We start from the raw sequence: 24,319 nt of genomic DNA on the forward strand, positions 1-24,319 counted from the left end.
TACGTTGAAGGTCTATACAAATATACAACTATTGGAATGCGGATTGAATAGTGTATTTGCCTGATCCGGATTTAAAACCGTGCGATCCACTGGAGAAGTGACTCGGGTTTGAGGAAAAACCAGACGCTCAGCAGGGCCAGGCCGACAGCCAGGCCGGTCGCTACCGGTGAGACTACCACAAGCGGTGTATCCTCGGAAGGGGACGGGCGGAAAAAGAGCAGGAACGGGATCTTCAGGTAGTATGCCAGTGAAATGACGGCATTCAGCAGTCCCCAGCCAAACAAAATGCCCAGCCACTTATTGCCCGAAGCCTGAAACGCTTCATAAAGGGCCGAAAAGACAAGCAGTTTGGCTGTGAAGCCCACCGTTGGTGGTAGCCCGACTAAGGCAATCATGACAACCGTCAGGGCAATGGACAGCAGTGGCTGACGGGCACCTAACCCCGCCAGACCGGCAATAGCCAGGTGGCCGTTGTGCTGCCGGCTCAGCAAATCGATCAGGAAGAACGCGGCCAGATTAATAAACAGGTAGGTGGCCATGTAAAAGGTCGTAGCTTCAAAACCGGTTTTATTAAGCGCCACAATGCCTGCGATCAGGAAGCCGGCCTGAGCAATGCCGGAATAGGCTAACAGACGCTTGGCGTCGGTCTGCCACAGGGCTGAGAAGTTGCCCAGTGTAATGCTGGCAATGGCAACGATGGCCAGCGGACTCTGTACATCAAAGCCCAGCGCAGCATCGGGCAGCGCCGTCACCATACGCATCAGTACAAGCACTGTTGCCGCTTTGGGGGCAATCGAAAAGTAAGCAGCGACCGGAACCGGGGCGGCATCATAGACATCGGGTGTCCAGACGTGGAAAGGTACCAGTGAGAGTTTGAACAGGAAGCCTGACATGGTCAGCAGGCCGATCGCGGCGACGACCAGCGGTTCGTTTTTCGCCAGTTCGATACCAAATGCAGGGCTGGTAATATCCAGTGTGCCGGTTATACCGTACAGCAGCGACATTCCGTAGAGCATAATGGCGGAACTGATAGCACCAAACAGCAGGTACTTGATACCCCCTTCTACGGCTTTGCGGGTTTTGGTAAGCGCCGTCAGCAGGTACGAACAAATAGAAATCAACTCCAGACTGAGGTAGATTGACAACAGGTTTACCGACATCGCCAGCAGGCAGGAGCCGAGGACCGTGGCGAGCAGGAGCGGATACCATTCGGCCGGTAGCCGGTCTTTCCGGTTCGGAGCGTCTGTCAGCTGATCGTAGCCGATAACAAGAATGGCAACCAGTAAGACGATCAGTTTGTAGAAGGCGGCCTGATCGTCGGAGAAAAGCAGGTGGAGGAATAAAAAGCCCTGACGCGTGCTCTGAATGACCAGAAAACCGGCGATCAGTAAGAAGGCAATGGTCAGACTGCTGAGCCAGAGGCGGGCCTGTGGTATTTTCAGCCGGATCAGAATCAGCTCAGCAATGAGAATAGAACAAAAGGCAATAGAAAGCCACAACTCGGGCCAGAAGCCCCCGAGGCTGTTTATAATGTCTTGTAGTTGGCTTAACAGCGGCAATGTATGACAAGTGAAACGTGAAAAACGAAGAGTGGTTTTTCATGACCACTCTTCGTCCACGAAAGTTAGAGAATACCTTCCCGTTTCGCCTGTTCTTCGTATCCGCGAAGTTGAACCGGTTTTTGTGATTTACGCAGTTTCATATTCAGGAATTCGACCATTAGCGAGAACGCAATGGCAAAATAAAGATATCCTTTCGGTACTGTACCAATTTCGGAGTTGAAAATAACAACTTCTGACAGGTGAGCACCTTCGGCGACCAGCATAAAGCCGATCATAATCAGGAAGGCAAGCCCCAGTACCTGAATACTCGGGTGTTCATTAACGAACTTACCGACCGGACCGGCAAAGAACATCATGATGCCAATCGACAGGATTACAGACACCATCATGATGGTAATGTTCTGCGTAAGACCAACGGCTGTCAGAATTGAGTCAATCGAGAACACGATGTTGATAACCGCAATCTGCGTGACCACGCCCGAGATAGTAGCCTTGCCGCCGGTTTGTCCGGCCTGCGGCGTTTCTTCCTCGCCTTCGAGCTTGTGATGAATTTCGCTGGTTGCCTTATACAGCAGGAACAGACCACCGACTACCAGAATAATACTCTGCCCGGTCAGACCGGCTTTGAACCAGCCGAGGTCGATGTGGGTGAATGGCTCCGACAGCGCAATCAGGTACGAAATACCGAACAGGAGCACAACACGGAATGCCATCGCCAGCAGCAGGCCGATGTTACGGGCTTTAGGCTGATCACCGGCAGCGAGTTTGTTGGCCGCGATGGAGATAAAAATGATGTTGTCGATACCAAGAACGATTTCCAGAAAGGTGAGCGTCAATAAACTGACAATGCCTTCGGCGGAAAAGAGGTGGTCCATGTGTTTAGATGTTTCTTTATGAAAAGGTTGAACGCCTTTTGTGTTTGTTTGGACTGCAAACATCCGTTTAAAATGGATTGCCTGCAAGCGTTTTAGATGAAAGAATTAACAGCTGGAAGAAAGGTTCGTTTATGGCCTGAGCGGAGGGGAATCTGCATCGGATAGCCTGAAAAAAGCGTTGGCACGGAAGTAGCCGTGCCAACAGAAAGAAAATTTATTTTAAAATCGGCTCAAGCGCCGCGCGGTTTTCGTCGAGCCAGGCGTGAATGTCGGTTACAATCTCCTTGATGCCCAGTTCGGGCTTCCAGCCGGTCAGGGCCGTAACCTTTGTGTTATCTGTTACATACAAGCGGATGTCGGCTGCCCGGTTTTCGGTTACCGATTTAATCGGGATGGTTTTGCCCGTTACCTCCTGACAGATTTTGGTCAGCTCCTGCAACGACGCACTGCTTTCGACACCACCACCGGCGTTCAGAATTTCGCCGTTAATTGACTCAATATTGTGCAGCTGCCAGTCGATCAGGCGGTACAGGTCGGCCACGTGGAGCATGTCGCGGGTTTGTTTGCCCGTTCCGCCGTATCCGATATAGGCCAGCGACTGCTCGAAATAGTGCTTGGCAATCCAGAGCACCATAACGCCCTGATCCACTTTCCCCATCTGCCACGGACCGGTAATCACACCGCACCGGTTGATGACGGTTTTCAGCCCGTAGAACTCGTTATATTCCTGAATCAGCAGCTCTGACGCCAGTTTGGTTGTTCCGTAGAGCGAACGCGCGCCGTCCAGCGGGAAGTTTTCGGCAATACCCTTCGACGAAACACCCGGCACCGGCTGATCATCCGTCAGCACAAAGCGGGTATCCGCCTCTGAATAGTTCAGGGTTTCAATCGTTTTGATCGGATAAATCCGGCTGGTCGACAGAAAGATAAAGTTGGCCTTATGCTTCAGAGCATAGTTCAGGCAGTTGACCGTCCCGAACAGGTTGGTGTTAATCAGATAATCAGGCGTGCCGTCCAGACCCGCCAGTACCGATGGCTCTGCTGAGGCCTCAATAACTGAATCAACCGCCGGCAGTGAGTCAAAATCTTCCTTGCTCCGGATATCGCCGTGAACAAACTCCACACCGGCCTGTTTCAACCGTGCGATGTTCAGCTCAGAGCCGCGGCGCTTCAGGTTGTCAAGGGCGAAGATCTGGTAGTCAGGGTAGTTTGTTTTCAGCGAGATGGCTAACGAAGAGCCCACAAACCCGGCCCCGCCTGTGATTAGAATTTTCATACGATTATTGTGCGATTGAGTGACTGAGTGATTGAGCGGAAATGCTTTGCCAGGTCGCTCAATCGCTCAGTCACTCAATCGCAATTAGCTTTGGATACGCTTGAGTTTAACGTTTTCGACGGGCCGGATGATAAGCGGCACTTTCTCGATCTTCACGGAGCTGCTATCAAGGCCGAACCAGCGGTCTTCCGAGGTAGTAAAGCTCTTGATAAAGAAGTAAAGGTTCATGATGATCTGCTCGCTCCACGGCAGGTCATTCTCGAAAGAAAGGAATTTTTCCAGCACGACAAACCGGAAGTCGCCGATTACGTTCTGACGGCTTAAGGATTCGTACCGGCTGGTAATATCTACCTCCTTGTTACGCACCATGTCTTCAATCACTTTCCGGAAAAAGAGGTTAATCCGCTGTTCAACCCGGAAACCCAGCCGGAAGGTGACTTTATAGGCGTCATCGGGAGCAATCGTATTTACTTTATACTCCATGGTATACGGGTCATCCGTCGTATCAACGTGGACAAACCAGTAAATATCAGCCCGTTTTGGCCGCTTCTGGAAGATGGAATAAATGATTTTTGACTCGATTTCCGACTGCCGGGCGGCGTTGCTCATGAAGACCAGGTGGGTGGCATATTTCGGAATACTGATGTCACGGCTCAGTTCCTTGATCGTCTGCAGGTAGCTGTCGATCCGGACATATTCGGTCAGACGCAGCTTAATCTGGAATGACCGCAGCCAGATGTACATTACCGCCGCAATGGTCAATCCGATGACGAGCGATACCCAGCCGCCGTGCGGGAACTTGATCAGGTTAGCTACCAGGAAAGACCCTTCAATGGACAGATATACGGCCAGGAACAGGACAATGCCCCAGGCCTGGAATTTCTTCACGTACAGGTAATACGCCGTGAGTAAGGTCGTCATCAGCATGGTCAGCGTAATAGCCAGACCGTAGGCCGCTTCCATATTTGACGATTCGCGGAAGTAAAGTGTAATGCCGACGCAGCCCATCCATAACAACAGATTGACGCTTGGCACATAAAGCTGCCCTTTCTGCACCGATGGGTACCGGAGCCGTACTTTAGGCCAGAAATTCAGCCGGATGGCTTCGCTGATGAGCGTAAATGAACCGCTGATCAGGGCCTGGCTGGCAATAACAGTCGCGGAGGTAGCAATGACAATCCCGAAAATCAGGAACCATTCCGGCATCAGTTCGTACAGTGGAATCCGGCCGTTCAGGTTTTGTCCGTTCTGCGTAATCAGCCAGGCGCCCTGCCCGAAGTAGTTGATGAGCAGACAAATTTTGACGAATACCCAGCTGACACGGATGTTGCCCCGGCCGCAGTGACCCATATCTGAATACAGTGCCTCGGCCCCCGTCGTACAGAGGAAGACGGATCCTAACAGCCAGAAGCCTTCGGGATGGCCGGTGAGCATTTTATAGGCGTAGTAGGGATTCAGAGAATACAGAATCGTCGGGTCATCGAAAATATGGATGACGCCCAACGTTGCCAGCATGGAAAACCAGACCAGCATGATCGGCCCGAATGCTGTACCAACAACGCTGGTGCCAAAGGCCTGAATCAGAAAGAGAAACGTCAGAATGCCGATAACGATCGGAACCGTCGGAATATCCGGATAGAGAATCTCAAGCCCTTCAACGGCGGAGGAGACGGAGATTGGCGGTGTAATAATGCCGTCAGCCAGGAGTGCGGCGCCGCCAATCATGGCCGGTACCGTGAGCCACCGTGCGTGTCGCCGGACCAGCGCATAGAGGGCAAAAATGCCACCCTCACCCCGGTTATCAGCCCGTAAGATCAAGACCACATACTTGATGGTGGTCAGCATGGTAAGCGTCCAGAAGATGCAGGAGACAGCGCCCCGGACAACATCTTCATCAACTACATTGTTTGGCCCGACAATGGCCCGGAGGGTGTACAGTGGGGAGGTACCGATGTCACCGTAAATAATGCCCAGTGCAACAAGAATGCCCGCGCCCGTTACGGTATCTAACTGTTTTTTATCTTCCATATCAGCGGATAGAGCCGGTCCCTGAATTGGTTAGGGCTACTGAAAAACGGGGCAAATATAGAGTTTGTTTAGATTATTAGAGCGGGAAAGGGCGAAAGAGTATGTAGAGGGCGGCTATTTTCTGTATGTCAGGGTATTATTTAGTTAGAAAAGGGTCTGCCACAGCAGATAACCATTCAGAATAATGATAATAACGGCTACTGCCCAGGCCAGTACGGTCATCCATTTTGGATTCACGAACTCGCGCATTTTCAGGTGATTACCCGTAAACTGAACGAGCGGGACAACGGCAAAGCTCAGTTGGAGTGATAAAATAACCTGGCTAAATACCAGTAATTCAGCCGTGCCTTTTTCTCCGTAGAGAATGGCGATGATCAGGGCCGGAACAACGGCCAGTAAGCGGGTAATTAACCGCCGCAGCCACGGCTTCAGCCGCAGGTTCAGAAAACCCTCCATCACAATCTGACCGGCCAGTGTACCGGTTAATGTAGAGTTCTGACCCGATGCCAGCAAGGCTACCGCAAACATGACACTGGCCAGTTTAACGCCCAGAATCGGATCAAGCAGGTGGTAGGCATCGGTGATATCGGCAATGTGCTGGTTACCGCTCGTGTGAAAGGCCGCCGCCGACAAAATCAGGATGGCGGCGTTGATGAAGAATGCCAGCAGCAGCGATACCGTTGAATCGATGGTGGCAAATTTAATGGCTTTCCGGCGGCCTTCTGAAGTACGGTCGTAATCGCGTGTCTGAACAATGCTCGAATGCAGATACAGGTTGTGGGGCATAACCGTAGCCCCCAGAATCCCGATGGCAATGTAGAGCATGCCCGGTGTAGTGACCACTTCAGGGCGAGGCAGGAGACCACCGGCAATTTGCTGGATATCCGGTTTAGAGACGTAAATCTCGTAGGCAAAACAAAAGAAAATCAGGAAAATAAGTCCGGCAACGATGCTCTCGATGACCCGGAATCCTTTATGCTGGAGGTAAAGCATCAGGAGTACGTCCAGCACCGTAATGCTGACACCGATAGCCAGTGGTAAGCCAAAGAGCAGGTTCAGGGCAATGGCCGAGCCGATTACTTCGGCAAGGTCGGTCGCCGCAATGGCGATTTCGGCCAGCAGCCAGAGAATTATGGAAACCGGTTTGCTGAAACTGTCACGGCATGCCTGCGCCAGATCACGGCCGGTAGCAATGCCGAGTTTCAGCGCCAGGTGCTGTAGCAGAATGGCAAACAGATTGGAAATCAGAATGACCGAAAGCAGTTTATAGCCGAACTGAGCCCCGCCGGCAATGTCGGTGGCCCAGTTACCGGGATCCATATACCCGACCGCAATCATGAGCCCGGGCCCGAAATAGGCCATCAGTGTTTTGAGAAACCCTGCATTACGGGGAACCCGGATTGTACTGTGCACATCTGGCAACGACTGCATGGCATTGTCTTGCCGCCAAGGTTTCATAGATGTAAATACTGACTTTTAGGGTACTTAAGAATAATTATCCGAAATATAGAATATTAAATTTAGACAAGCCTAAATTTTTTGTATGATTCTCTTAAAAACTAACTTTGTCGCCGAATTGTTTCAAAACGTTCAATAGCAAGTAAATTCCGATGCATTCGTTCACCGAGGAGAACTATCTGAAAATCATCTATGCACTGTCGACACGGCAGAACGGCGAGGTAACAACCAATGCCCTGGCAGAGATGACAGCAACAAAGGCGGCTTCGGTGTCGGATATGCTCCGTAAACTGGCTGATAAACAGTTGATTCATTACCGGAAATACCAGGGCGTCAGGCTAACGGAAGAGGGCGAACGGCAGGCCCTGCGGGTTATCCGGCGTCATCGGTTGTGGGAGGTATTTCTGGTAGAGAAGCTGGGTTTTGGCTGGGATCAGGTACATGATATCGCTGAAGAGCTGGAACATATCCGGTCTGAAGAGCTGGTATCGCGGCTGGATATATTTCTGGGTTCCCCGAAAGTGGATCCGCACGGCGATCCGATTCCGACGCCTGCCGGCACAATGCCTCAGATCGAATACCGCAAATTATCAGATGTCGGGGTTGGCGAAGAAGTAACGATCATGGGGGTGCTCGAACATTCGCCGGAATTTCTGCAACACCTCGACCGGAGCGGCCTTACCCTGGGCTGCGCTGTTAAAGTTTCTGAAATAAGTTCGTTCGACAAGTCTGTTCAGGTGCACTTATCCGCCGAAAAATCGTTATTTGTCAGTTGCGAAGTAACGAGAAACCTCTTAGTCAATTAGGCTGATTCACGATTCATGAAATTATTAGACTGGTATATACTCAAGCGTTTTTTACAAACGTACGTCTTTGTGGTGTTTGTGATTGTGCTGGTTGTCGTGATGATCGACTACACCGAAAAAATTGAAGATTTCCGGCAGCACAATGCCCCGTTCAGTAAGATCGTCTTCGACTACTACCTGAATTTTATCCCGTACTGGGCGAACTACATCAGTCCGCTCATGGTGTTTATTGCCACCGTTTTCCTGACCTCGCGGCTTGCGGCCCGTACCGAGATCATTGCCATTCTGAGCAGCGGGGTTAGTTTTATGCGGCTGCTGCTGCCTTACCTGATCGGATCGCTGGTACTCAGTGTGATGACCTATTTCATGGTGAACTACATTATTCCGAAGGCGAACAAGGTCCGGATTGCCTTTGAACTGCAGTATACCAAAGACCCGTATAACTTCTCCGGCCGGAACGTGCACATTAAAATTGCGCCGGATGTCTATGCCTATCTGGAGAGCTACAACAACTACAACCGGACCGGCTACAAATTTACGCTGGAACGGATCGAAGGTAACCAGCTGAAGCAGAAGCTGACCGCCGACCGCATCGAGTGGGATACCACCCGCCGGAAATGGGCGATGTACGATTACCAGATCCGGACCATCGACGGCATTAAGGAAACGCTGAAACCGGGGATGCGCGCCGATACAACGCTGAACCTGAAGCCGTCGGACTTCGAAAATGACTTTAACCTGTTCGAAACCTTTACATTGCCGGAGCTCAACAATTACATCGATCTGCTCCGGAGCCGTGGTGCCGACGGTCTCGAAATCTACCTGCTCGAAAAATACGCCCGCGACACTAGGCCGCTGGCCATCGTGATTCTTACCGTCATTGGTGTAATTGTGTCGGCCCGGAAAAGCCGGCGCGGGGTGGGCTGGCAGGTTGCCCTGGGATTCTTCCTGGCGTTTGTCTATCTCCTGTTTTTCATGCTGGCTAAGGGTGTGGCCCAATCCGGCAATATGGATCCTTTACTGGCCGTGTGGCTGCCAAACATTGTTTTTACCATCATTGGTGTAGTTTTGTACAAAACGATTCCAAGGTGAAACCAAAGCTATACGATTACCTGCATCTGCATTTTCTGGTTGTTATCTGGGGATTTACGGCGATCCTCGGGCTCTTGCTCGATCCGTTGAATGCGCCGGCAGTGGTTGCCTACCGCACGTTGCTGGCGTCGGCCGGTCTGGCGCTGGTGGTATATGTCCGTAATAAGGATGGTTTCACGGTGATGGCTGCCGACCGCTGGCGGTTACTGGGAACGGGCGTGATCATTGCCGTACACTGGCTGGCGTTTTTCGGGGCGGCCCGGCTGGCCAATGCGTCGGTGTGCCTGGCAGGTATGGCCATGGGATCAATCTGGACCAGCCTGCTGGAACCGCTCCTGCTGCGGCGCCGGGTCCGGCCTGTTGAGGTGGTGCTGGGTGTGGTCGTGATGTTCGGTCTGTATCTGATCTTCCGGTTTGCGTTTGATAAGGTACTCGGGTTGTCGGTAGCCATTTTTTCGGCGATGCTGGCCTCGCTCTTTACGATTATTAACAGCCGGTTTGCCCGGCGTATTCCGGCGCTTACCATGTCATTCTACGAAATGACGGGCGCTTTCCTGACATCGGGTCTTTTTCTGCTGTTGTTTTACCTAACGGTCATTAATGACGCCGGAGTCACTGATAAATTATCTGTAAATCAGTATTTTGTCCCCTCGTCGGGCAGTCAGTGGCTATGGCTGGCGGTGCTGGCGGGCGTCTGTACCGTGTATGCTTACACAGCCTCCATGAGCCTGTTACGTAAATTTTCACCCTTTGCTGTGAATTTGACCGTAAATTTGGAGCCGGTTTATGGGATTTTATTGGCTGTCCTGATTTTCAAAGATAAAGAACGGATGACACCGGGGTTTTACATCGGTACACTCGTTATCTTAGCCGCCGTTTTAGCCTATCCAATTATAATGAAAGGTGGAGAGCCGACCGTAGCGCAGACCGACTAACAGGTCGCTACGTGTCTCTTCATGACTAGATATGAAGCATCCGATTGTGCGCCTGCTGATGCAACTTGGCGCGGTGTTCCTGTTTCTTTTTGCGTACGTTCCGCTGCTGGTGCTGTCGTTTTTTAACCATCCGTCTGCTGCCGACGATTATTGTTTTGCAGACACAGCGCTGAAGCACGGATTCTGGCAGGCACAGATATTTTACTATGACGGATGGACAGGCCGTTATTTCTCCAATTTTCTGGTACACGGTACCCCGCTGGTATGGGGCTGGTACGACGGCTTCCGGCTGATTCCGCTGCTGGCCGTGACGGGTTTGCTGGCCTCAATTTATTCGATGCTGAGCGAACTGCTGCGCGGGCAGTCGAAGCAAACACTGATTCTGGCGACGGCCATCCTGTTTTTTATCAGCATCGTTTCCTTACAGAGCAGTGTCGAGGCGTTTTTCTGGACAGCAGCGGTGGCGTCCTACACCGTACCGACCGCGCTGACATTTTACCTCATTGCGGTCATTATCCGCTGGTACCGGCTGCGCGACGGGTTTATTAAATCGCTGACCGTTGTCTGGGCTGGTTTTCTGGTATTTGCCATTGTTGGCTCCAGCGAAACCAACCTGATTGTACTGGTGCTGCTTTTACTGGCGCTCGGCGTATACCGGTTGCTGTTTCAGCAAAAGCTGGACTGGTTTCTGGGCGTGCTGATCATCGTATCGTTTATATCAAGCTGGCTACTGTTCCGGGCCGAGGGCAATGCGATCCGGATGGGGGGCAACCCGCACGGCGGTGAGTTTATCAACTCCCTGGTCTCTTCGCTTGGGTGGCTGGGTATGTCGCTGGGCCTGTGGCTCCTCAAAACACCGGTTATTCCGTTATCAATCTTGTATGTGCCGCTGGCCCTGCGCCTGTTGCGGCCGAATAGTCCGGTGCGTTACCTGTTTCAGGTGCCGGCCGGTATTGTAACGCTGGTTTATATCGGCCTGCTGGGAGCACTCATTTTTCCGTCTTACTATGGCATCGGTATGCCGCCTGCCTTCCGGACGATGAATGTCTTTTATTATTTCGCACTCTACGGCTGGTTTTACGTACTGACGACCTGGGTTTACTTTGCCAACCGGCAGAGCTGGCGGGTAGAACGGTTTACGGTACCGGTCAGCGTACCGGTGTTGATGGTGATCTGGGTCGGTGCAGCCATCTGGTTCAGCCAGCCGCTGAAACTGATGTATAATGACCTGCTCCGTGGCCATGCCGCTACGTTTAACCGCGAAATGAACGAACGCCGCGAGCAGTTGCTGCAACCGGGCAAGGAAGTTAAGCTGAAACCGCTCAGTATTCAGCCGCCCAGCTTATTTGTGGATGACATTAAAGAAGACCCTGAATATCTCTGGAATCGTTGCCAGGCAGGTTATTACGGACATCAGAAACTGATCTTAGAGTGAAAACGTGTATCATCGTTCCCTGTTACAACGAGGCTCAGCGGCTGCCTGTGCCGGATTTTCAGACGTATCTGCGCGAGAATCCCGGTATTCATGTCTGCTTTGTCGATGATGGCAGTCAGGACAGTACCAAAGCGGTGTTGCAGGGGCTGGAAACGGCCCTGCCAACGCAGGTGACGGCGCTGATTCTGCCGGAGAATCTGGGCAAGGCCGGTGCGGTCAGGGCAGGTATGCTGCACAAGGCTTCAGACGGCTACGATTGCCTGGGGTACCTGGACGCCGACCTCGCCACGCCCCTCGATGCTATTCAGGATCTGGAAGCGATCCTGGCCGCTCAGCCGGGTCTGGATCTGGTCATGGGTTCCCGCATCAAGTTTCTGGGGACCGATATTCAGCGCGACACGTTCCGGCATTATACCGGCCGCGTGATTGCCACCTTTATCAGCAATATTCTCCGGCTGCCGGTCTATGACAGCCAGTGCGGGGCTAAACTGTTCCGGCAGCGGGTGGTTACCCCGCTTTTTCAGGAAAGTTTTCTGAGCCCGTGGCTTTTTGATGTCGAACTGCTGGCACGGCTCATTCAGATGCACGGCCGTCAGCACCTGCTGCGGGGGCACGTGGCCGAAATGCCGCTGCGGCAGTGGATTGAGCAGCATGACTCGCGGGTGAAAATGAGCTATTTTTTCCGGCTATGGTACGAGCTGTACCGTATCCATCAGAAATACCGAACTTAACGTAATTACTTACCCATGAATCGTATTTACCGGACGCTTACCTATCCATCGATAACCTGGTTGCTGATCCTGCTGCCGATTGCGGGGTTCTTCGCCTATTTCTTTACCCTGCGTTACGATATTCCCTGGTTCGACGAATACGAGAACATTCCTTTCTTTTTACAGCAGTTTCTGGATGCCGGCTCGTTTCAGGAGCGGATTGCAGCCCTGATCCGGCCCAACAATGAACATCGGGTCGTCTATGCCCGGCTGGTTGTTTTTGGCCAGTACCTGCTGACGGGCGGTATCAGCTACAGCGGTCTGATGCTCTGGGGGAATCTGGGGCTGGTGGTCATTCTGATCCTGCTCTACAGCACCATCCGGCGGCTGGGCCTGCCGGCAGCCTATCTGCTGCCCGTGCCGCTGATGCTCTTCTCTGCCCAGAACTACCTGCTGACGTTTACCGCCATTTACACCCTGCAATACCTGGCGATCATCATGCTGGTCATGGTGACGTTTTTCCTGCTGGCACAGGACGGAACCCGGTTGTCCGGTTCGCTGACCCGCCCCAAAGAACGACCGGTCTATTTTGCACTGGCCCTCATAGCGGGATGTCTGGCAACGTTCAGTATGGGAAACGGTATTCTACTTTGGCCGGCAGGGGCGGCCATGCTTTTTATTCAGCGCCGCTGGTTACAGCTGGGTATCTGGCTGCTAATCGGTGCGGCCAGTATTTACCTGTATTTTCTGGGGTATCCGGTGCAGCAGGGGAATGCCGAAGGGTTTGCCTATGTGCTGAAGCATCCGTTCCAGACCCTTGCCGGTTTCCTGATTTTTGCCGGCAGTATTTTTGACTTTTTCCCGGCATGGCCCATCGAAAAGCGGGTACATCTGCCCTTTGTGATGGGGCTGGTTGTGATTGCTTTTCTGGCGTTCTGGCTTGTCAAGGTGGTTTTCCGGAAAGACCGTAACACATCATTTACGGATGTGTTTCTGCTTGGATGTGCCTTGTTTCTGCTCGCCAACATGTGCCTGATTGCCTTTTTCCGGATCCGGTTCTATTTCGGAATGGTGCTGCATAGTTCCTACCGGACCTACTCACTGGTTTTGTGGTCGGTTGCCTATGTAGCGCTGCTGCATACCATCGCTACCTCGGTCCGGATCAGTGTGCAGCGGCAGGCCCTCATCAACCGGGCTATTCTGGTCGGTATGTTTGCTGTATTCGTGTTTGTGAGCGGCTTTACTTACAAAACATACATTCCGGAAGCTGTTCAGCGGCGGTTGCACATGCAGGGGCTGACCTATAACCAGCAGCATAACCGGATTGGTCTGGGTGGGACCCGTAATTCGGCCCTCGGAAAATGGATTATCGAACTGACCGATGTAATGAAGCAGCGCGGATGGTATACCTTACCCGAACCGGCGATTACGGCCGATGAAAAGAAAATTAACGGCATGGTACGCGATACCATCAAGGCGACGCCGTATGCCATCGAGTATAAACCGGATTATGTGGTAGTCAGTAGTGATGAGGCAGGCTATACCGTTGACCGGCATACGGGTACGTATCTGATATTCCGTTCTGATCAACACGCTTATGTCATGTTTGCAGAACCCAATAAACCCAAAGGCCGCCACCCGTTCAGGGCGTTGCCGGGCTGGTCGGCAGCTATGCCGAAAGCACTGGTTGAGCCGGGACAATACCGGATTGGCTTGTTCCGGATGGACAACGGGAAGGGCTCTGTGCTGTACACCAACAAATTTGTCTCGGTCGACTAAGCCCTGAGCCGCTTACTACTCCGTTGGTAATTCGTTGACCAGCAGTATCATTGTGTCCAGCATATTATCAATCTGCTCCGCACCGGCAATCGTATCAAATTGTTGCCGCAGTTCCTGCATGCACTGCGTCAGGGCAATAAACAGCGATTTACCACGGTCGCTCAGGTAAATGATACTTGAGCGGCTGTCATTTTCGTTCTTCTTCAGGTATATATAGCCGGAGGCTTCCAGTAAGCTCACCGTTTTACTCATCATTTGCTTCGTCACGCAGGCATGACGGGCCAGTTCGCTGTTGGTAATACCACCTTCTTCAATGTGCGACAGAAAAGAGAGGTAGCTTACCTTGAAATCATCAAAGCCCAGTTCGTGCAGTTTCCCTTCCAGATAACTACCCATGTAACGTTTCAGCCGCATCATTAAGCGGCCGAACGAACGTTCGCGCAACGCACGGTAATGCGCGAAATCGTAGGAAATATTGGCTTCTTCGGAGATCATGGCCGAAAGATACTGTTTTAATGCGTTTTTAATTCAAATGTGCAACACAAAAGTAGTCAATTTGGTTGACTTGATAGTCAACTTGGTTTACATTTGCGCCATAATAGTCAAACGAGTTGACTACCTGTTAAGTTGCATAAGCATTAAAATTACTCGTATCAAACAAGCATAAGTAATGTCAACCGAACAAGCCAATCCTGTAAAGAAATATTTGCCACGGCTTATTGGGCTCATCGTTGTGGTCGCTGCCGCGTTTTATGGGTTTCAGTCGTATCGTTATAATCAGAAGTACGAAACAACCGACAACGCACAGATTGAAGGAAACACTGCACCGGTGCTTGCCCGTGTGGCTGGTTATGTACAGCAAGTGTCTGTAGATGACTACACAACCGTTAAAAAAGATCAGGTGCTGGTGGTGATTGACCCGCAGGAGTATGATGTGGCCCTCCAGCAGGCTGAAGCCGATTATCAGCAGACACTGGCCGATATCCAGACCGCACAGGCGGACCTGCAGACGGCTCAGGCCAATCTGCGGAATGTAGCCCAGAACCAGCGTGTCGCCCAGTCGAATGCCAGCGTACAGGCTGCCCGCCGCGACAAAGCGCAAAAAGATCTGCAACGTGATCAGAACCTGTACAACGAACAATCATTAACCCAGAAACAACTGGAAGATACCCGCAATAATGCCGATGTGCAGGGACGTCAGTACGAAGCCAGCCAGCAGCAGATTGCGCTGGCACAGACATCGGAAGGCGTAGCCAAAGCAGGTATTGCCAAAGCACAGGCGTCGATTCAGAAAATGCAGGCCATGCTGAAAGTGAAGGAGGCAGCCGTACAGAACGCACGCCTCCGGATTGGGTATACCAAACTGATGGCGCCAATCTCGGGCAAAATCGGCCGGAAAAACGTGGTGGTTGGCCAGTATGTTCAGCCGGGGCAGAACCTGTTCACTATCGTAGCGGACTCTACGTTCTGGGTGGTAGCCAACTTCAAGGAAACACAGCTGGAAAAAATGCGCGTTGGCCAGCCGGTTGACATCAAGCTTGATGCCTATCCTGACCTCGACGTAAAAGGGAAAGTGGTATCACTTTCAGAAGCAACCGGCTCTAAGTTTGCCCTGCTCCCGGCCGATAACGCCACCGGAAACTTTGTGAAGCTGACACAGCGTGTGCCGGTGAAAATCGAAATCGAGAATCCTGAGAAATACAAAAGCCTGCTCCGTGCCGGTCTGAGTACTGAAATTGCCGTACAGGTAGGCCAATAACCGGTTGCCGGCAGGACATTAACAGGCCACAGGTTTTACTGACGGCCCAGAAAACACAACAACATGGCTCAACAAGGATTTCGTCGGTGGATTGTCGTACTGACAGTTGTATCGGCGGCCATCATGGAGTTGATCGATACGTCGATTGTCAACGTCGGACTTACCCAGATGGCGGGTAATCTGGGCGTTACCATCGAAGACATTTCGTGGGTCGTTACGTCCTACGCCATTGCCAACGTAATCGTCATTCCGATGACCGGCTTTTTTCAGAACTATTTCGGCCGGAAAAACTATTATATCGCTTCCATTATTCTGTTTACCCTTGCTTCGTATGCCTGCGGGATTGCGGATGACCTCTGGACCTTAACCTTTTTCCGGTTTGTGCAGGGGGTAGGCGGGGGAGCGCTGCTCTCGACTTCGCAGGGGATTATGTATGACTCCTTCCCGCCGCAGCAGCGGCCGATTGCTTCGGCAATTTTCGGGATGGGCATTGTCATGGGGCCAACCCTCGGCCCGACGCTGGGTGGTTTTATTATCGATAATTACCACTGGAGCTGGATGTTCTTCATCAACGTGCCGTTCGGGATTCTGGCAACGTTCCTGTGCCTTAACTTCATCGAAAAACAGCCGCAGGAACATAATATCGACCGCAGCAAAATCAGTATCGACCAGCTGGGGATTCTGTTGCTGGCCGTTGGTGTCGGGAGTCTGCAATACGTGCTGGAGCGGGGTGAGGCCGATGACTGGTTCGATGATCATACTATTCTGATCCTGACCATTGCGGCGGCAATTTCAATCCCGATGTTTATCTGGTGGGAGCTGAAAACCAAAAATCCGGTGGTCGATCTGCGCGTGCTGAAAAACCGGAACCTCGCCATCGGGTCGATTCTGGTGTTTATCATCGGTTATGGGCTCTTCACGTCGATTATGCTCTTTCCGCTGTTTGTGCAACGGATTATCGGCTACACGGCAACCAAAACCGGTAACCTCCTGATTCCGGGGGGGCTTATTACGATCTTTGTCTTTCCGGTCGTGGGGCGGGCACTGGCCAACGGCGTGTCGCCGCGGATCTTTGTGAGCCTGGGTTATATCGCTTTCATTACCTTCTGTTTCATGATGGCGAGCTATAACGATTATGCCACCGAGAGCCTGTTTACGATTGCCCTGCTCATCCGCGGTGTCGGGATGGCGCTGATTAATGCGCCGCTGATCAACCAGTCGATCTCGACGCTGAAACCGCAGGAACTACCGATGGGCATTGCCTTTACCAACATGATCCGGCAACTGGGCGGGGCATTCGGGGTGGCAGTGACGAACACGTTCATTACCCAGCGGTCCGCTGTTCACCGGAGCGATCTGGTGTCACACGTGCAGGCCGGTGATATGCTTACCACCGAACGGCTGAACGCACTGACCCAGGGCCTTATGTCGCGCGGGATGAATGCCTTTGATGCGGCTACGGCGGCCTACCGTAACCTCGACCTGATTATTCAGAAACAAGCCCTGATGATTTCCTATCTGGACACGTTCCGGCTGGCAGGTACCTTTTTTATTGTCACGTTTCCCCTGTTGTTTTTCCTGCAGAACCGGAAAATGGATCCGGCTGCCGCAAAAGCCGCTGCCGATGCAGCTCACTAAACAGAACCAAAAGTTATGAACCGAATACACATAATCGTATTGTTTGCGCTAAGCTCGCTGACGGCGGTCGCCCAGACGGCGGTCGCCCAGACGCTGCCGGATGATCTGCGGACGCTGATGCAGCAGGCAAACACCAACTTTCCCCGCCTTAAGGAACAGGAGCAGCAGGTGAAGGCAGGTGAAATCCGCCGGGATATTGTCCGGACTACCTTACTGCCGACCATTCAGGGCAATGGCAGCTATCAATACATCAATCCGGTGCCGCAGGCGACCTTCCCGATCAATGGTCAGGATGTGGCGCTGAAGTTTGTGCCGCATCACAACGTAAACGCCAATATTGGCATCAATGTACCGATCTATGACTGGGGGCGGACAAAAGAGGCGATCCGGAAAGCACAGGATGATATTCTGCTGGCCCGCCACAACGTAGAACTGACGCAGCATAATCTGGGCTTTCAGGTGGCAGCGGCCTATTACGGCATTGGCTTCCTGCAAAAAAGTCTGGCCGTTCAGGACTCGGTAATCCAGACGGCATCGGCCAATATCCAGACCATCGTCAACCGCCTTCGGAACGGAGATGCACTGGAGTTTGACGTACTGACCCAGAAGGTCCGGCTGGAAACCGCCAAAAACCGCAAGGTCGATATTCAGAATCAGCTCGACCGCCAGCTGGCCCTGCTGACCTACCTGACCGGTAACCCGTCGCCGGCAATTGGTCCGGATGCCATGCAGTTCAGTACCGTTACGGGGCCATTGTCCGTTGCCGATGCTCAGTATCAGGCGGCACTGTCGGGCAATAAGGAACTGGTGATTGCGCAGGACCGTGTGCGCCAGGCCGAGTCAGAAATCCGGGCCAGTGAGCTGAACGGTCGCCCGACGCTTGGCTTCGGCGGGAACGTAGGCTTTAAAAACGGCTATATTCCTGACGTAAATACGCCGAAATTCAATCAGGCAGCCGGTGTGTCGCTGGTCGTGCCGATTTATTCGGGAAAACGCAATGCGCTGCAAACGGAAGCCGCACGGGTGAGCCTGACGGCGAGCAAGTATGCGGTTGAGAACGCAAACGCTCAGCTGAGACAGAGCCTTGCGCAGCTTAATGCCGATATGAAAGCGTATCAGGCACGGCTTCAGAATCTGGAAACGCAGTTGCTGCAGGCTGGCAAAGCGCTGGACATTGCACGGGCCCGGCTGAAAAACGGAGTCATCACGGCGGTTGAATTAGAGAGCGCTGAAACAGGGGTGGAAGAAGCTCGTCTGACACAATTGTCGGTTCAGTACCAGATTTTGTTATCTCAGCTGGAATTAAAACGATTACTGGGCGAGAGCCTGTAAGTTTGCGTACATAATCGATGGGTTGTAAAGCCGTAACAGTATACGCTGTCGTTATGCTGTTACGGCGCCGTTGTTTCCGGCAGAATACTATTTTGCGGAAGTGAGAATGCGGATAAGGAAAATTGTTAAAAAAGCTGAAATATACCTTAACAGAGTACAACAAACTACCGCATTTTCCTGTTACAGATTCAGAAGGTACATCAATAAAATACTAAAAACGGGAATGTTATGAAAGAGAAGATTATTGACATATTATGCAACTTCGGAGTTAACCGTAACGCGATAACTGATAACGTACATTTTACCCGTGACCTTGGCCTTGACAGTTTGGATACGGTTGATCTGATCATGCAGCTGGAGCAGGAATTCGGATTGCGTATTCCGGATGAAGATTATCCAAAGTTAACGACATTGGCTGGTGTAACGCACTACCTGCAGCACGAGCAACAAGTGGCCGAAATGGCCTGATATAGCCGGAATGGCATCAAAAAAGCGGCTGACGTTCCGAACGTCAGCCGCTTTTTTGTTTTAACCGCAGACCGCCGGTCAGATATCCATATTCACCAGCGTGTTGCCGCGCAGAACCGGTACCACATCATACAGGTCATGCTGTAAGCAATAGGCAATGTCTTTGGAGATACCGAGGCGCTGTAGCCGGCGGATGTGCGACGAGTTGGCCAGGTAGCTTAACAGGTCGTTTTTCCCCTGATTGTACAAACGCCACGCCATGATGGCGCTATCTTCGGCAATCATGTGGTTTTCTTTCAGCCGCTCGATCAGCGCACCGGCAAACAGGGTATCTTCCATGTTGGGGCGACCTTTCCAGCCTGCACACAGCACAATGACATCGTAGGGCTGGGTTTGCAGGTAACGGGCAATGGCGCCCAGATTCAGAAAAGACCCGACCAGTACTTTCACTGCCGACCGTGATTTGGTGATAGCCAGTGTGCCGTTGGTCGTTGTCATGGCTACTTTGGTATTTTCCATCCAGCTTTCCATGTAGCTGAACGGCGAGTTATCGAGGTCAAACCCGTCGACCTTCATGGCATTCCGTTCGGCAGCAGCCAGGTAACCACGCTCCTGCAGCGCTCTGCATTCTTCAACGGTTGCCACCGGGACAATGCACGAAACATTGTGGGCAAAAGCGGTAACCATGCAGGAGGTTGCCCGGAAAACATCCGCTACGACAACAATAGCATTATCAATTTTATGAAGATGTAATAAGTCCGGAGTAAGACAAACGTCAATGTTTTTCATTCAGAGGGAAACAGTAAGTAGAAGCGCTGGCCTGCTTGTTGCTTTAGCCGGATAACGCCGGATTTGTTGCCAACAAAATTATCGAAAATCGGCTGAGGTTCCTACGGGCCAACCGCCCTTTTATACGGATGAAGTCCGGTTCTTGTCAACTGAACAGCAGTGTGGTTGTCCGGACCGGTAATAGCGTGTATTTTTAACCAATTACGCGGATTTGCATAAACCTGTACTCTTGGAAAAGCTGAACGATAAATGGCTGCAATTAATCGGTATACCGTTGGTTGAACTGTCGACCAATCTGCTGTACCTGGAGCAATACCACTATGACTGGGGTGTTTATCTGCGCACCAGCTTCTGGGGTATGGTCTATATTTCCCTGATCTGGGAGTGCTTTACCCGCTGGCTGCGCTTCGTCCGGTTGCGCTACACCCACATCGATCAGACACGACAGCGTATACTGATCACATTTCTGGGCTATTTTATGATCGTTACCGCGGCCCAGGTCGGTATCGTGTCGCTGTTCGGGCTGCTGGGCATTGCCGGCGTACCGATTACGGTAGATGTGTACCTGCAACAGCTCATCGGCGGATACCTGGTGTTGCTGGTGGTTGGCGTGGCGTATGAGGTACTATATTATTTTTCGAGGCTGAAAACCGCCCTTGTTGAGGCCGAAATGGCCAAAAAAGCCAGCCTGCAACACCAGTATGATACGCTGAAGGCGCAGGTAAATCCACACTTCCTGTTCAACTCACTCAACTCACTGTCGATCCTGATTGAGGATGAGCCGGAAAAAGCGTCGGAGTTTCTCGATGAACTCTGTACGGTATACCGGTATCTGCTACAGGCTAACAGCAAGCCAACGACTTCCGTACGGCAGGAAATTGCCTTTATCAACTCGTTTTATAATCTGTTACAGGTTCGTTACGGAGAGGCCATTCAGCTACAGATCGCCGTTGACCGCACGGTGCAGGAAGCCGGGCAGCTGCCGCCGCTGACGCTCCAGACGCTGGTCGAAAATGCGATCAACTACAATGTACTGACCCCGAAAGCGCCGTTGATCATCCGGATCCGGAACGATGAGGCCGGTCAGCTGATTGTCGAAAATACCATTAACCGGAAAACCCTCCGCATTAATCCGGGCCGGAACAGCCTGGTCGGATTAATTTCGCAGTTCCGGTTGCAGGGTTTCGCCGATCCGGTTATTATTGATAATGAATATATTTTTTCAGTCACGATCAATCTCGGACTGAATCGTAAAACCGGTACCTTGTTTAAAAACCAAACATCAATGTTTCTGTGAGTCCTGGTATTGTCCTGAGGTATACCCGTCTCGATACGATCCTGCAGGTGATTGTGCTGCCGGTTTATGTCGTTGGCATAAACTGGTTGCTGTTGGGTGCCGCATACTGGCAGAGCTGGCGGGTGTGGGCGGGAGCAACCGTGCTGACGGCTATGGTCTCCTTTGGCAACTGGCTTATCAATAACGTACAGGCGAACTGGATGCGCACCCGCTTTTCGGCCTATTCGCAGATTCTCTGGCGTAGCCTGATCATGGGTTTCTGGCTCTGTCTGGTTGGCGCCGGCTTTACCATATGCCTCTATAAAACCTTTGTCTGGTTTGGCTTTACCACCTACGACGGGCAGCGCTTTCTGCATAGTATTTACTTTCAGGTAGTTATTATCCTAATGATCATGGCGGTGCATGAAAGTATTTTCGCGTTTGATCAGTGGCAGCAGATCGTAACGGAAACCGAACGGCTGAAAAAAGCGCAGCTCCAGAGCCAGTTCGAAAGCCTGAAACAGCAAATTAATCCGCACTTTCTCTTCAATTCGCTGAATACGCTCTCGGCATTGATCGAGGAGTCGCCGGAAACGGCCTCCCGCTTTCTGGATGAGATGAGCCAGGTGTACCGGTACCTGCTTCGGGCTAACGAAGAAGCGTTGACGCAGCTGCGAACCGAACTGGCCTTTGTGCGCTCCTATGTATACCTGCTGCAAATCCGGCACGGTCAGGGCTTTGCGCTGCATGAACAGGTTGACGCTAAGTGGCTGGATCACCGCATTGCGCCGCTTACGTTGCAGTTGCTGGTCGAAAATGCCGTGAAGCACAACGTTATTCTCCCCGAACAGCAGCTGACCATTACGATAACGGTGTGCGACGATGGGCTGTTGCTGGTACAGAACAACCTCCAGCGAAGGGCGGTACCGGTGGTGTCTGATCGGGTCGGCTTATCCAACATTGTAGCCAGGTACCGGCTATTGGGCGAACGGCAGGTGCAGGTCATTGATGACGATGCGTATTTCAAAATTTTTATCCCGCTGCTGGAGCCGGAAAACTAAAAAAGCCAGCACGGAGGCTGGCTTCTCTAAGGGGTTATCGTCCGGCACGCCGCCGTAATTCATCCCGTTTCAGGGTAATCAGGTGGCCGATTGGTTTCCCGTTGCGATAGGTAACCACGCGCAGGGTAATCGGTCCTTCGGGCAATTCAACCGGCTGTGTAAATTTAGCCGAATGGCTGTCGGGCATCGTATCGTCGATGGTATAGTAAATATCCAGTCCCGGAATCTCCGGTTCCAGAATCAGGGTTAGTTTTTCGTCTTTGACCGTTGTGCGGACAATGGGGTCGTAGATGGCTTTGGCATAATTAATATCGGCCACATCGGCGCGTTCGAAACGGTTTTCGACCCGCTTTACAAAGTTTTCCCAGTTCTTCACAGCTTTCGGCGACCAGAAAACTTCGGACAGTGCCCAGGCCCGCGGGTAAGTCATGTACTCGGCATAGCGGATGGTCGGAATCTGCTCGGTCCAGAGGTTGCCCTGCCCGCCCAGAATGTATTTCGGGTCAACGCCGTCCGGCACCGGATCAAAGCTATACGACCGCTTCATCCGCAGGCTGGCATAAATCGGCGGGTCAACGCTGTTTTCGCCCTGATTGTAATCCAGGTACGCAAAAGTCGTAGGTGTCATGACCACATCATGGCCCATCTGCGCGGCCTCGATGCCACCTTTGATACCCCGCCAGCTCATGACGGTAGCTTTCGGGGAAATGCCGCCTTCCAGAATTTCATCCCAGCCCAGCAGCTTTTTGCCTTTTGCATCCAGAATCTTCTCAACGCGGCCCATGAAGTAGCCCTGTAAATCCTCCACGTGGCGGATGCCCAGCTTTTTCATCAGTGCCTGGCAACCCGGATTTTGCGCCCAGTAGCCTTTGTAACACTCATCGCCGCCGACGTGGATATACGGGTTCGGGAAGAGGGTCGCTATTTCGGTAAAGACCTTATCCAGAAATACATAGACATTTTCATCCGACGGATTCAGTGTGTTTTCGATAAGCATCTTAAACGTACCGTTCCCATACCATTCCGAGAAGGCCGAGCCGGGGTTTACCCGCACGGTCGTGTCTTTTGTACAACTCAGCTCAGGATATGCCGCCAGAATCGCCATGCTGTGGCCCGGCACGTCAATTTCCGGAACAATGGTTACGTTGCGGTCCTGCGCATACCGGATAATCTCCTTGACATCTTCCTGCGTGTAGAATCCTCCGTAAGGTGTTGGCTCGCCGGCTTTCGGCCGGGCCCGCTCCCCGAAGTGCCCTGCCCGGGCTACGCGCCACGCGCCGACCTGGGTCAGTTTCGGCAGCGATTTGATCTCGAGCCGCCAGCCATTGTCGTCGGTCAGGTGCCAGTGCAGCGTGTTGAGTTTCAGCTGCGCCATCTGGTTGATATACCGTTTAACTTCTTCCTTCGTGAAAAAATGGCGGCTGACATCCAGCATCAGACCCCGCCAGCCGAAACGGGGGTAGTCGGTTACGGTCACGGCCGGAATCGTCCAGTTTGCCCTGGCCGGTGTGCTGCTTTCAATTTCTTTCGGCAGCAGCTGCACCAACGTCTGCATGCCATAGAAAAGCCCTGCCGGCTCGTTGGCCGAAATAGTAACGTTTTTCGGCGTTACGGTCAGCGTATAGCCTTCCTTGCCTAACTGAGCGGCAGGCGTGCTGTTCAGGTTAAGGTGGATGTGGCCTTTGGTTCCGGACTGTGCCTTAAAGCCGTAACCGGTCGGCGTGTTGAGCTTTTCCGTCAGCATGCCGGCTACGACCTGTGCGTCAGGGTTGTTGTAGCTGATCGTCGACGACTTGCTCAGCACAAAGGCCCCCGCCGCCGGCTGAACAGAAGCAGGCTGGGGAATAAGCGAGATGGCATTGGTTTGGGCCATGGCCTGAAAACCGGCCAGCATAGTGGCTGCTACAAGGGCAATAATACGCATAGGCTGCAAGTGGTTTTGTTGAGTTTAGGTCAGGAAGGGTTTTCCTCCCCGGTGTCGCCGAAAATAGTTTGAGCGACGAATTTACAGTTTTCAGGGCTAGAAAAAGAGGGTTGTCC

20 protein-coding genes are annotated in these 24,319 nt (G+C 52.2%); 12 read left to right on the forward strand and 8 right to left on the reverse strand.

Annotated features, from left to right (window positions below; genetic code table 11):
- Nucleotides 1-71 precede the first annotated feature (71 nt).
- The 5 genes from AC23NW_RS08675 to AC23NW_RS08695 form a co-directional block, all read right to left on the reverse strand.
- On the reverse strand, nucleotides 72-1,559 hold the full coding sequence (locus AC23NW_RS08675) for an NADH-quinone oxidoreductase subunit N (RefSeq protein ID WP_487448888.1): 1,488 nt from the start codon (nucleotides 1,557-1,559) through the stop codon (nucleotides 72-74).
- Between the two features lie 65 nt (nucleotides 1,560-1,624).
- The gene (locus AC23NW_RS08680; RefSeq protein ID WP_293843514.1) at nucleotides 1,625-2,437 is read right to left on the reverse strand and encodes a TerC family protein; all 813 of its coding nucleotides are present in this window, start codon (nucleotides 2,435-2,437) and stop codon (nucleotides 1,625-1,627) included.
- Between the two features lie 214 nt (nucleotides 2,438-2,651).
- Nucleotides 2,652-3,713 carry an NAD-dependent epimerase/dehydratase family protein gene (locus AC23NW_RS08685; RefSeq protein ID WP_293838930.1) on the reverse strand — a complete coding sequence of 354 codons (1,062 nt, stop codon included), beginning with the start codon at nucleotides 3,711-3,713 and terminating at the stop codon, nucleotides 2,652-2,654.
- Nucleotides 3,714-3,797: 84 nt separating this feature from the next.
- Entirely contained in the window at nucleotides 3,798-5,741 is a 1,944-nt protein-coding gene (locus AC23NW_RS08690) for a KUP/HAK/KT family potassium transporter (protein WP_293838933.1), read from the reverse strand.
- A 144-nt stretch (nucleotides 5,742-5,885) separates the two neighbouring features.
- Nucleotides 5,886-7,199: an Nramp family divalent metal transporter gene (locus AC23NW_RS08695; RefSeq protein WP_293838936.1), complete on the reverse strand. Its 1,314-nt coding sequence runs from the start codon at nucleotides 7,197-7,199 to the stop codon at nucleotides 5,886-5,888.
- 152 nt (nucleotides 7,200-7,351) lie between these two features.
- Between AC23NW_RS08695 and AC23NW_RS08700 the strand changes: the two genes are divergently transcribed.
- From AC23NW_RS08700 to AC23NW_RS08725, 6 genes are read left to right on the forward strand one after another with little or no spacing between them, the layout of a single operon-like run.
- Nucleotides 7,352-8,005, forward strand: coding sequence for a metal-dependent transcriptional regulator (locus tag AC23NW_RS08700; protein ID WP_293838939.1), 654 nt, complete (start codon nucleotides 7,352-7,354; stop codon nucleotides 8,003-8,005).
- A 15-nt stretch (nucleotides 8,006-8,020) separates the two neighbouring features.
- The gene (locus AC23NW_RS08705) at nucleotides 8,021-9,097 is read left to right on the forward strand and encodes an LptF/LptG family permease (protein ID WP_293838942.1); all 1,077 of its coding nucleotides are present in this window, start codon (nucleotides 8,021-8,023) and stop codon (nucleotides 9,095-9,097) included.
- Nucleotides 9,094-10,032 carry a DMT family transporter gene (locus AC23NW_RS08710; protein ID WP_487448892.1) on the forward strand — a complete coding sequence of 313 codons (939 nt, stop codon included), beginning with the start codon at nucleotides 9,094-9,096 and terminating at the stop codon, nucleotides 10,030-10,032. Before AC23NW_RS08705 ends, AC23NW_RS08710 begins: the two co-directional genes overlap by 4 nt.
- 31 nt (nucleotides 10,033-10,063) lie before the next feature.
- Nucleotides 10,064-11,467, forward strand: a complete 1,404-nt coding sequence (locus tag AC23NW_RS08715) for a DUF6056 family protein (RefSeq protein WP_487448894.1) — start codon at nucleotides 10,064-10,066, stop codon at nucleotides 11,465-11,467.
- Nucleotides 11,464-12,198, forward strand: coding sequence for a glycosyltransferase (locus AC23NW_RS08720; RefSeq protein ID WP_487448895.1), 735 nt, complete (start codon nucleotides 11,464-11,466; stop codon nucleotides 12,196-12,198). The genes AC23NW_RS08715 and AC23NW_RS08720 overlap by 4 nt, the downstream gene beginning before the upstream one ends.
- A gap of 15 nt (nucleotides 12,199-12,213) precedes the next feature.
- Complete coding sequence (locus tag AC23NW_RS08725) at nucleotides 12,214-13,956, forward strand: hypothetical protein (RefSeq protein ID WP_487448896.1); 1,743 nt, start codon at nucleotides 12,214-12,216, stop codon at nucleotides 13,954-13,956.
- Between the two features lie 15 nt (nucleotides 13,957-13,971).
- Here AC23NW_RS08725 and AC23NW_RS08730 read toward each other — a convergent pair whose 3' ends face one another.
- Nucleotides 13,972-14,451 (reverse strand): MarR family winged helix-turn-helix transcriptional regulator, encoded by a 480-nt coding sequence (locus AC23NW_RS08730; RefSeq protein ID WP_293838956.1) that lies wholly within the window; start codon nucleotides 14,449-14,451, stop codon nucleotides 13,972-13,974.
- A gap of 175 nt (nucleotides 14,452-14,626) precedes the next feature.
- Between AC23NW_RS08730 and AC23NW_RS08735 the strand changes: the two genes are divergently transcribed.
- From AC23NW_RS08735 to AC23NW_RS08750, 4 genes are all read left to right on the forward strand, one after another.
- Entirely contained in the window at nucleotides 14,627-15,715 is a 1,089-nt protein-coding gene (locus tag AC23NW_RS08735; RefSeq protein ID WP_293838959.1) for an HlyD family secretion protein, read from the forward strand.
- A gap of 63 nt (nucleotides 15,716-15,778) precedes the next feature.
- Nucleotides 15,779-17,353 carry a DHA2 family efflux MFS transporter permease subunit gene (locus AC23NW_RS08740; RefSeq protein ID WP_487448898.1) on the forward strand — a complete coding sequence of 525 codons (1,575 nt, stop codon included), beginning with the start codon at nucleotides 15,779-15,781 and terminating at the stop codon, nucleotides 17,351-17,353.
- 15 nt (nucleotides 17,354-17,368) lie between these two features.
- Nucleotides 17,369-18,685 (forward strand): TolC family protein, encoded by a 1,317-nt coding sequence (locus AC23NW_RS08745; RefSeq protein ID WP_293845351.1) that lies wholly within the window; start codon nucleotides 17,369-17,371, stop codon nucleotides 18,683-18,685.
- Between the two features lie 228 nt (nucleotides 18,686-18,913).
- On the forward strand, nucleotides 18,914-19,153 hold the full coding sequence (locus AC23NW_RS08750) for an acyl carrier protein (RefSeq protein ID WP_487448901.1): 240 nt from the start codon (nucleotides 18,914-18,916) through the stop codon (nucleotides 19,151-19,153).
- 78 nt (nucleotides 19,154-19,231) lie between these two features.
- Here AC23NW_RS08750 and AC23NW_RS08755 read toward each other — a convergent pair whose 3' ends face one another.
- Entirely contained in the window at nucleotides 19,232-19,942 is a 711-nt protein-coding gene (locus AC23NW_RS08755) for a 2-phosphosulfolactate phosphatase (protein ID WP_293845345.1), read from the reverse strand.
- A gap of 229 nt (nucleotides 19,943-20,171) precedes the next feature.
- Between AC23NW_RS08755 and AC23NW_RS08760 the strand changes: the two genes are divergently transcribed.
- Entirely contained in the window at nucleotides 20,172-21,239 is a 1,068-nt protein-coding gene (locus tag AC23NW_RS08760; protein WP_487448903.1) for a sensor histidine kinase, read from the forward strand.
- Nucleotides 21,236-22,279, forward strand: a complete 1,044-nt coding sequence (locus AC23NW_RS08765; protein WP_487448905.1) for a sensor histidine kinase — start codon at nucleotides 21,236-21,238, stop codon at nucleotides 22,277-22,279. The genes AC23NW_RS08760 and AC23NW_RS08765 overlap by 4 nt, the downstream gene beginning before the upstream one ends.
- Before the next feature lie 34 nt (nucleotides 22,280-22,313).
- Here the strand turns inward: AC23NW_RS08765 and AC23NW_RS08770 are convergent, their stop codons facing one another.
- Nucleotides 22,314-24,203: a beta-N-acetylhexosaminidase gene (locus AC23NW_RS08770; protein WP_487448907.1), complete on the reverse strand. Its 1,890-nt coding sequence runs from the start codon at nucleotides 24,201-24,203 to the stop codon at nucleotides 22,314-22,316.
- Nucleotides 24,204-24,319: the final 116 nt, after the last annotated feature.

Source organism: Arsenicibacter sp. R0_47 (genome assembly GCF_057652235.1).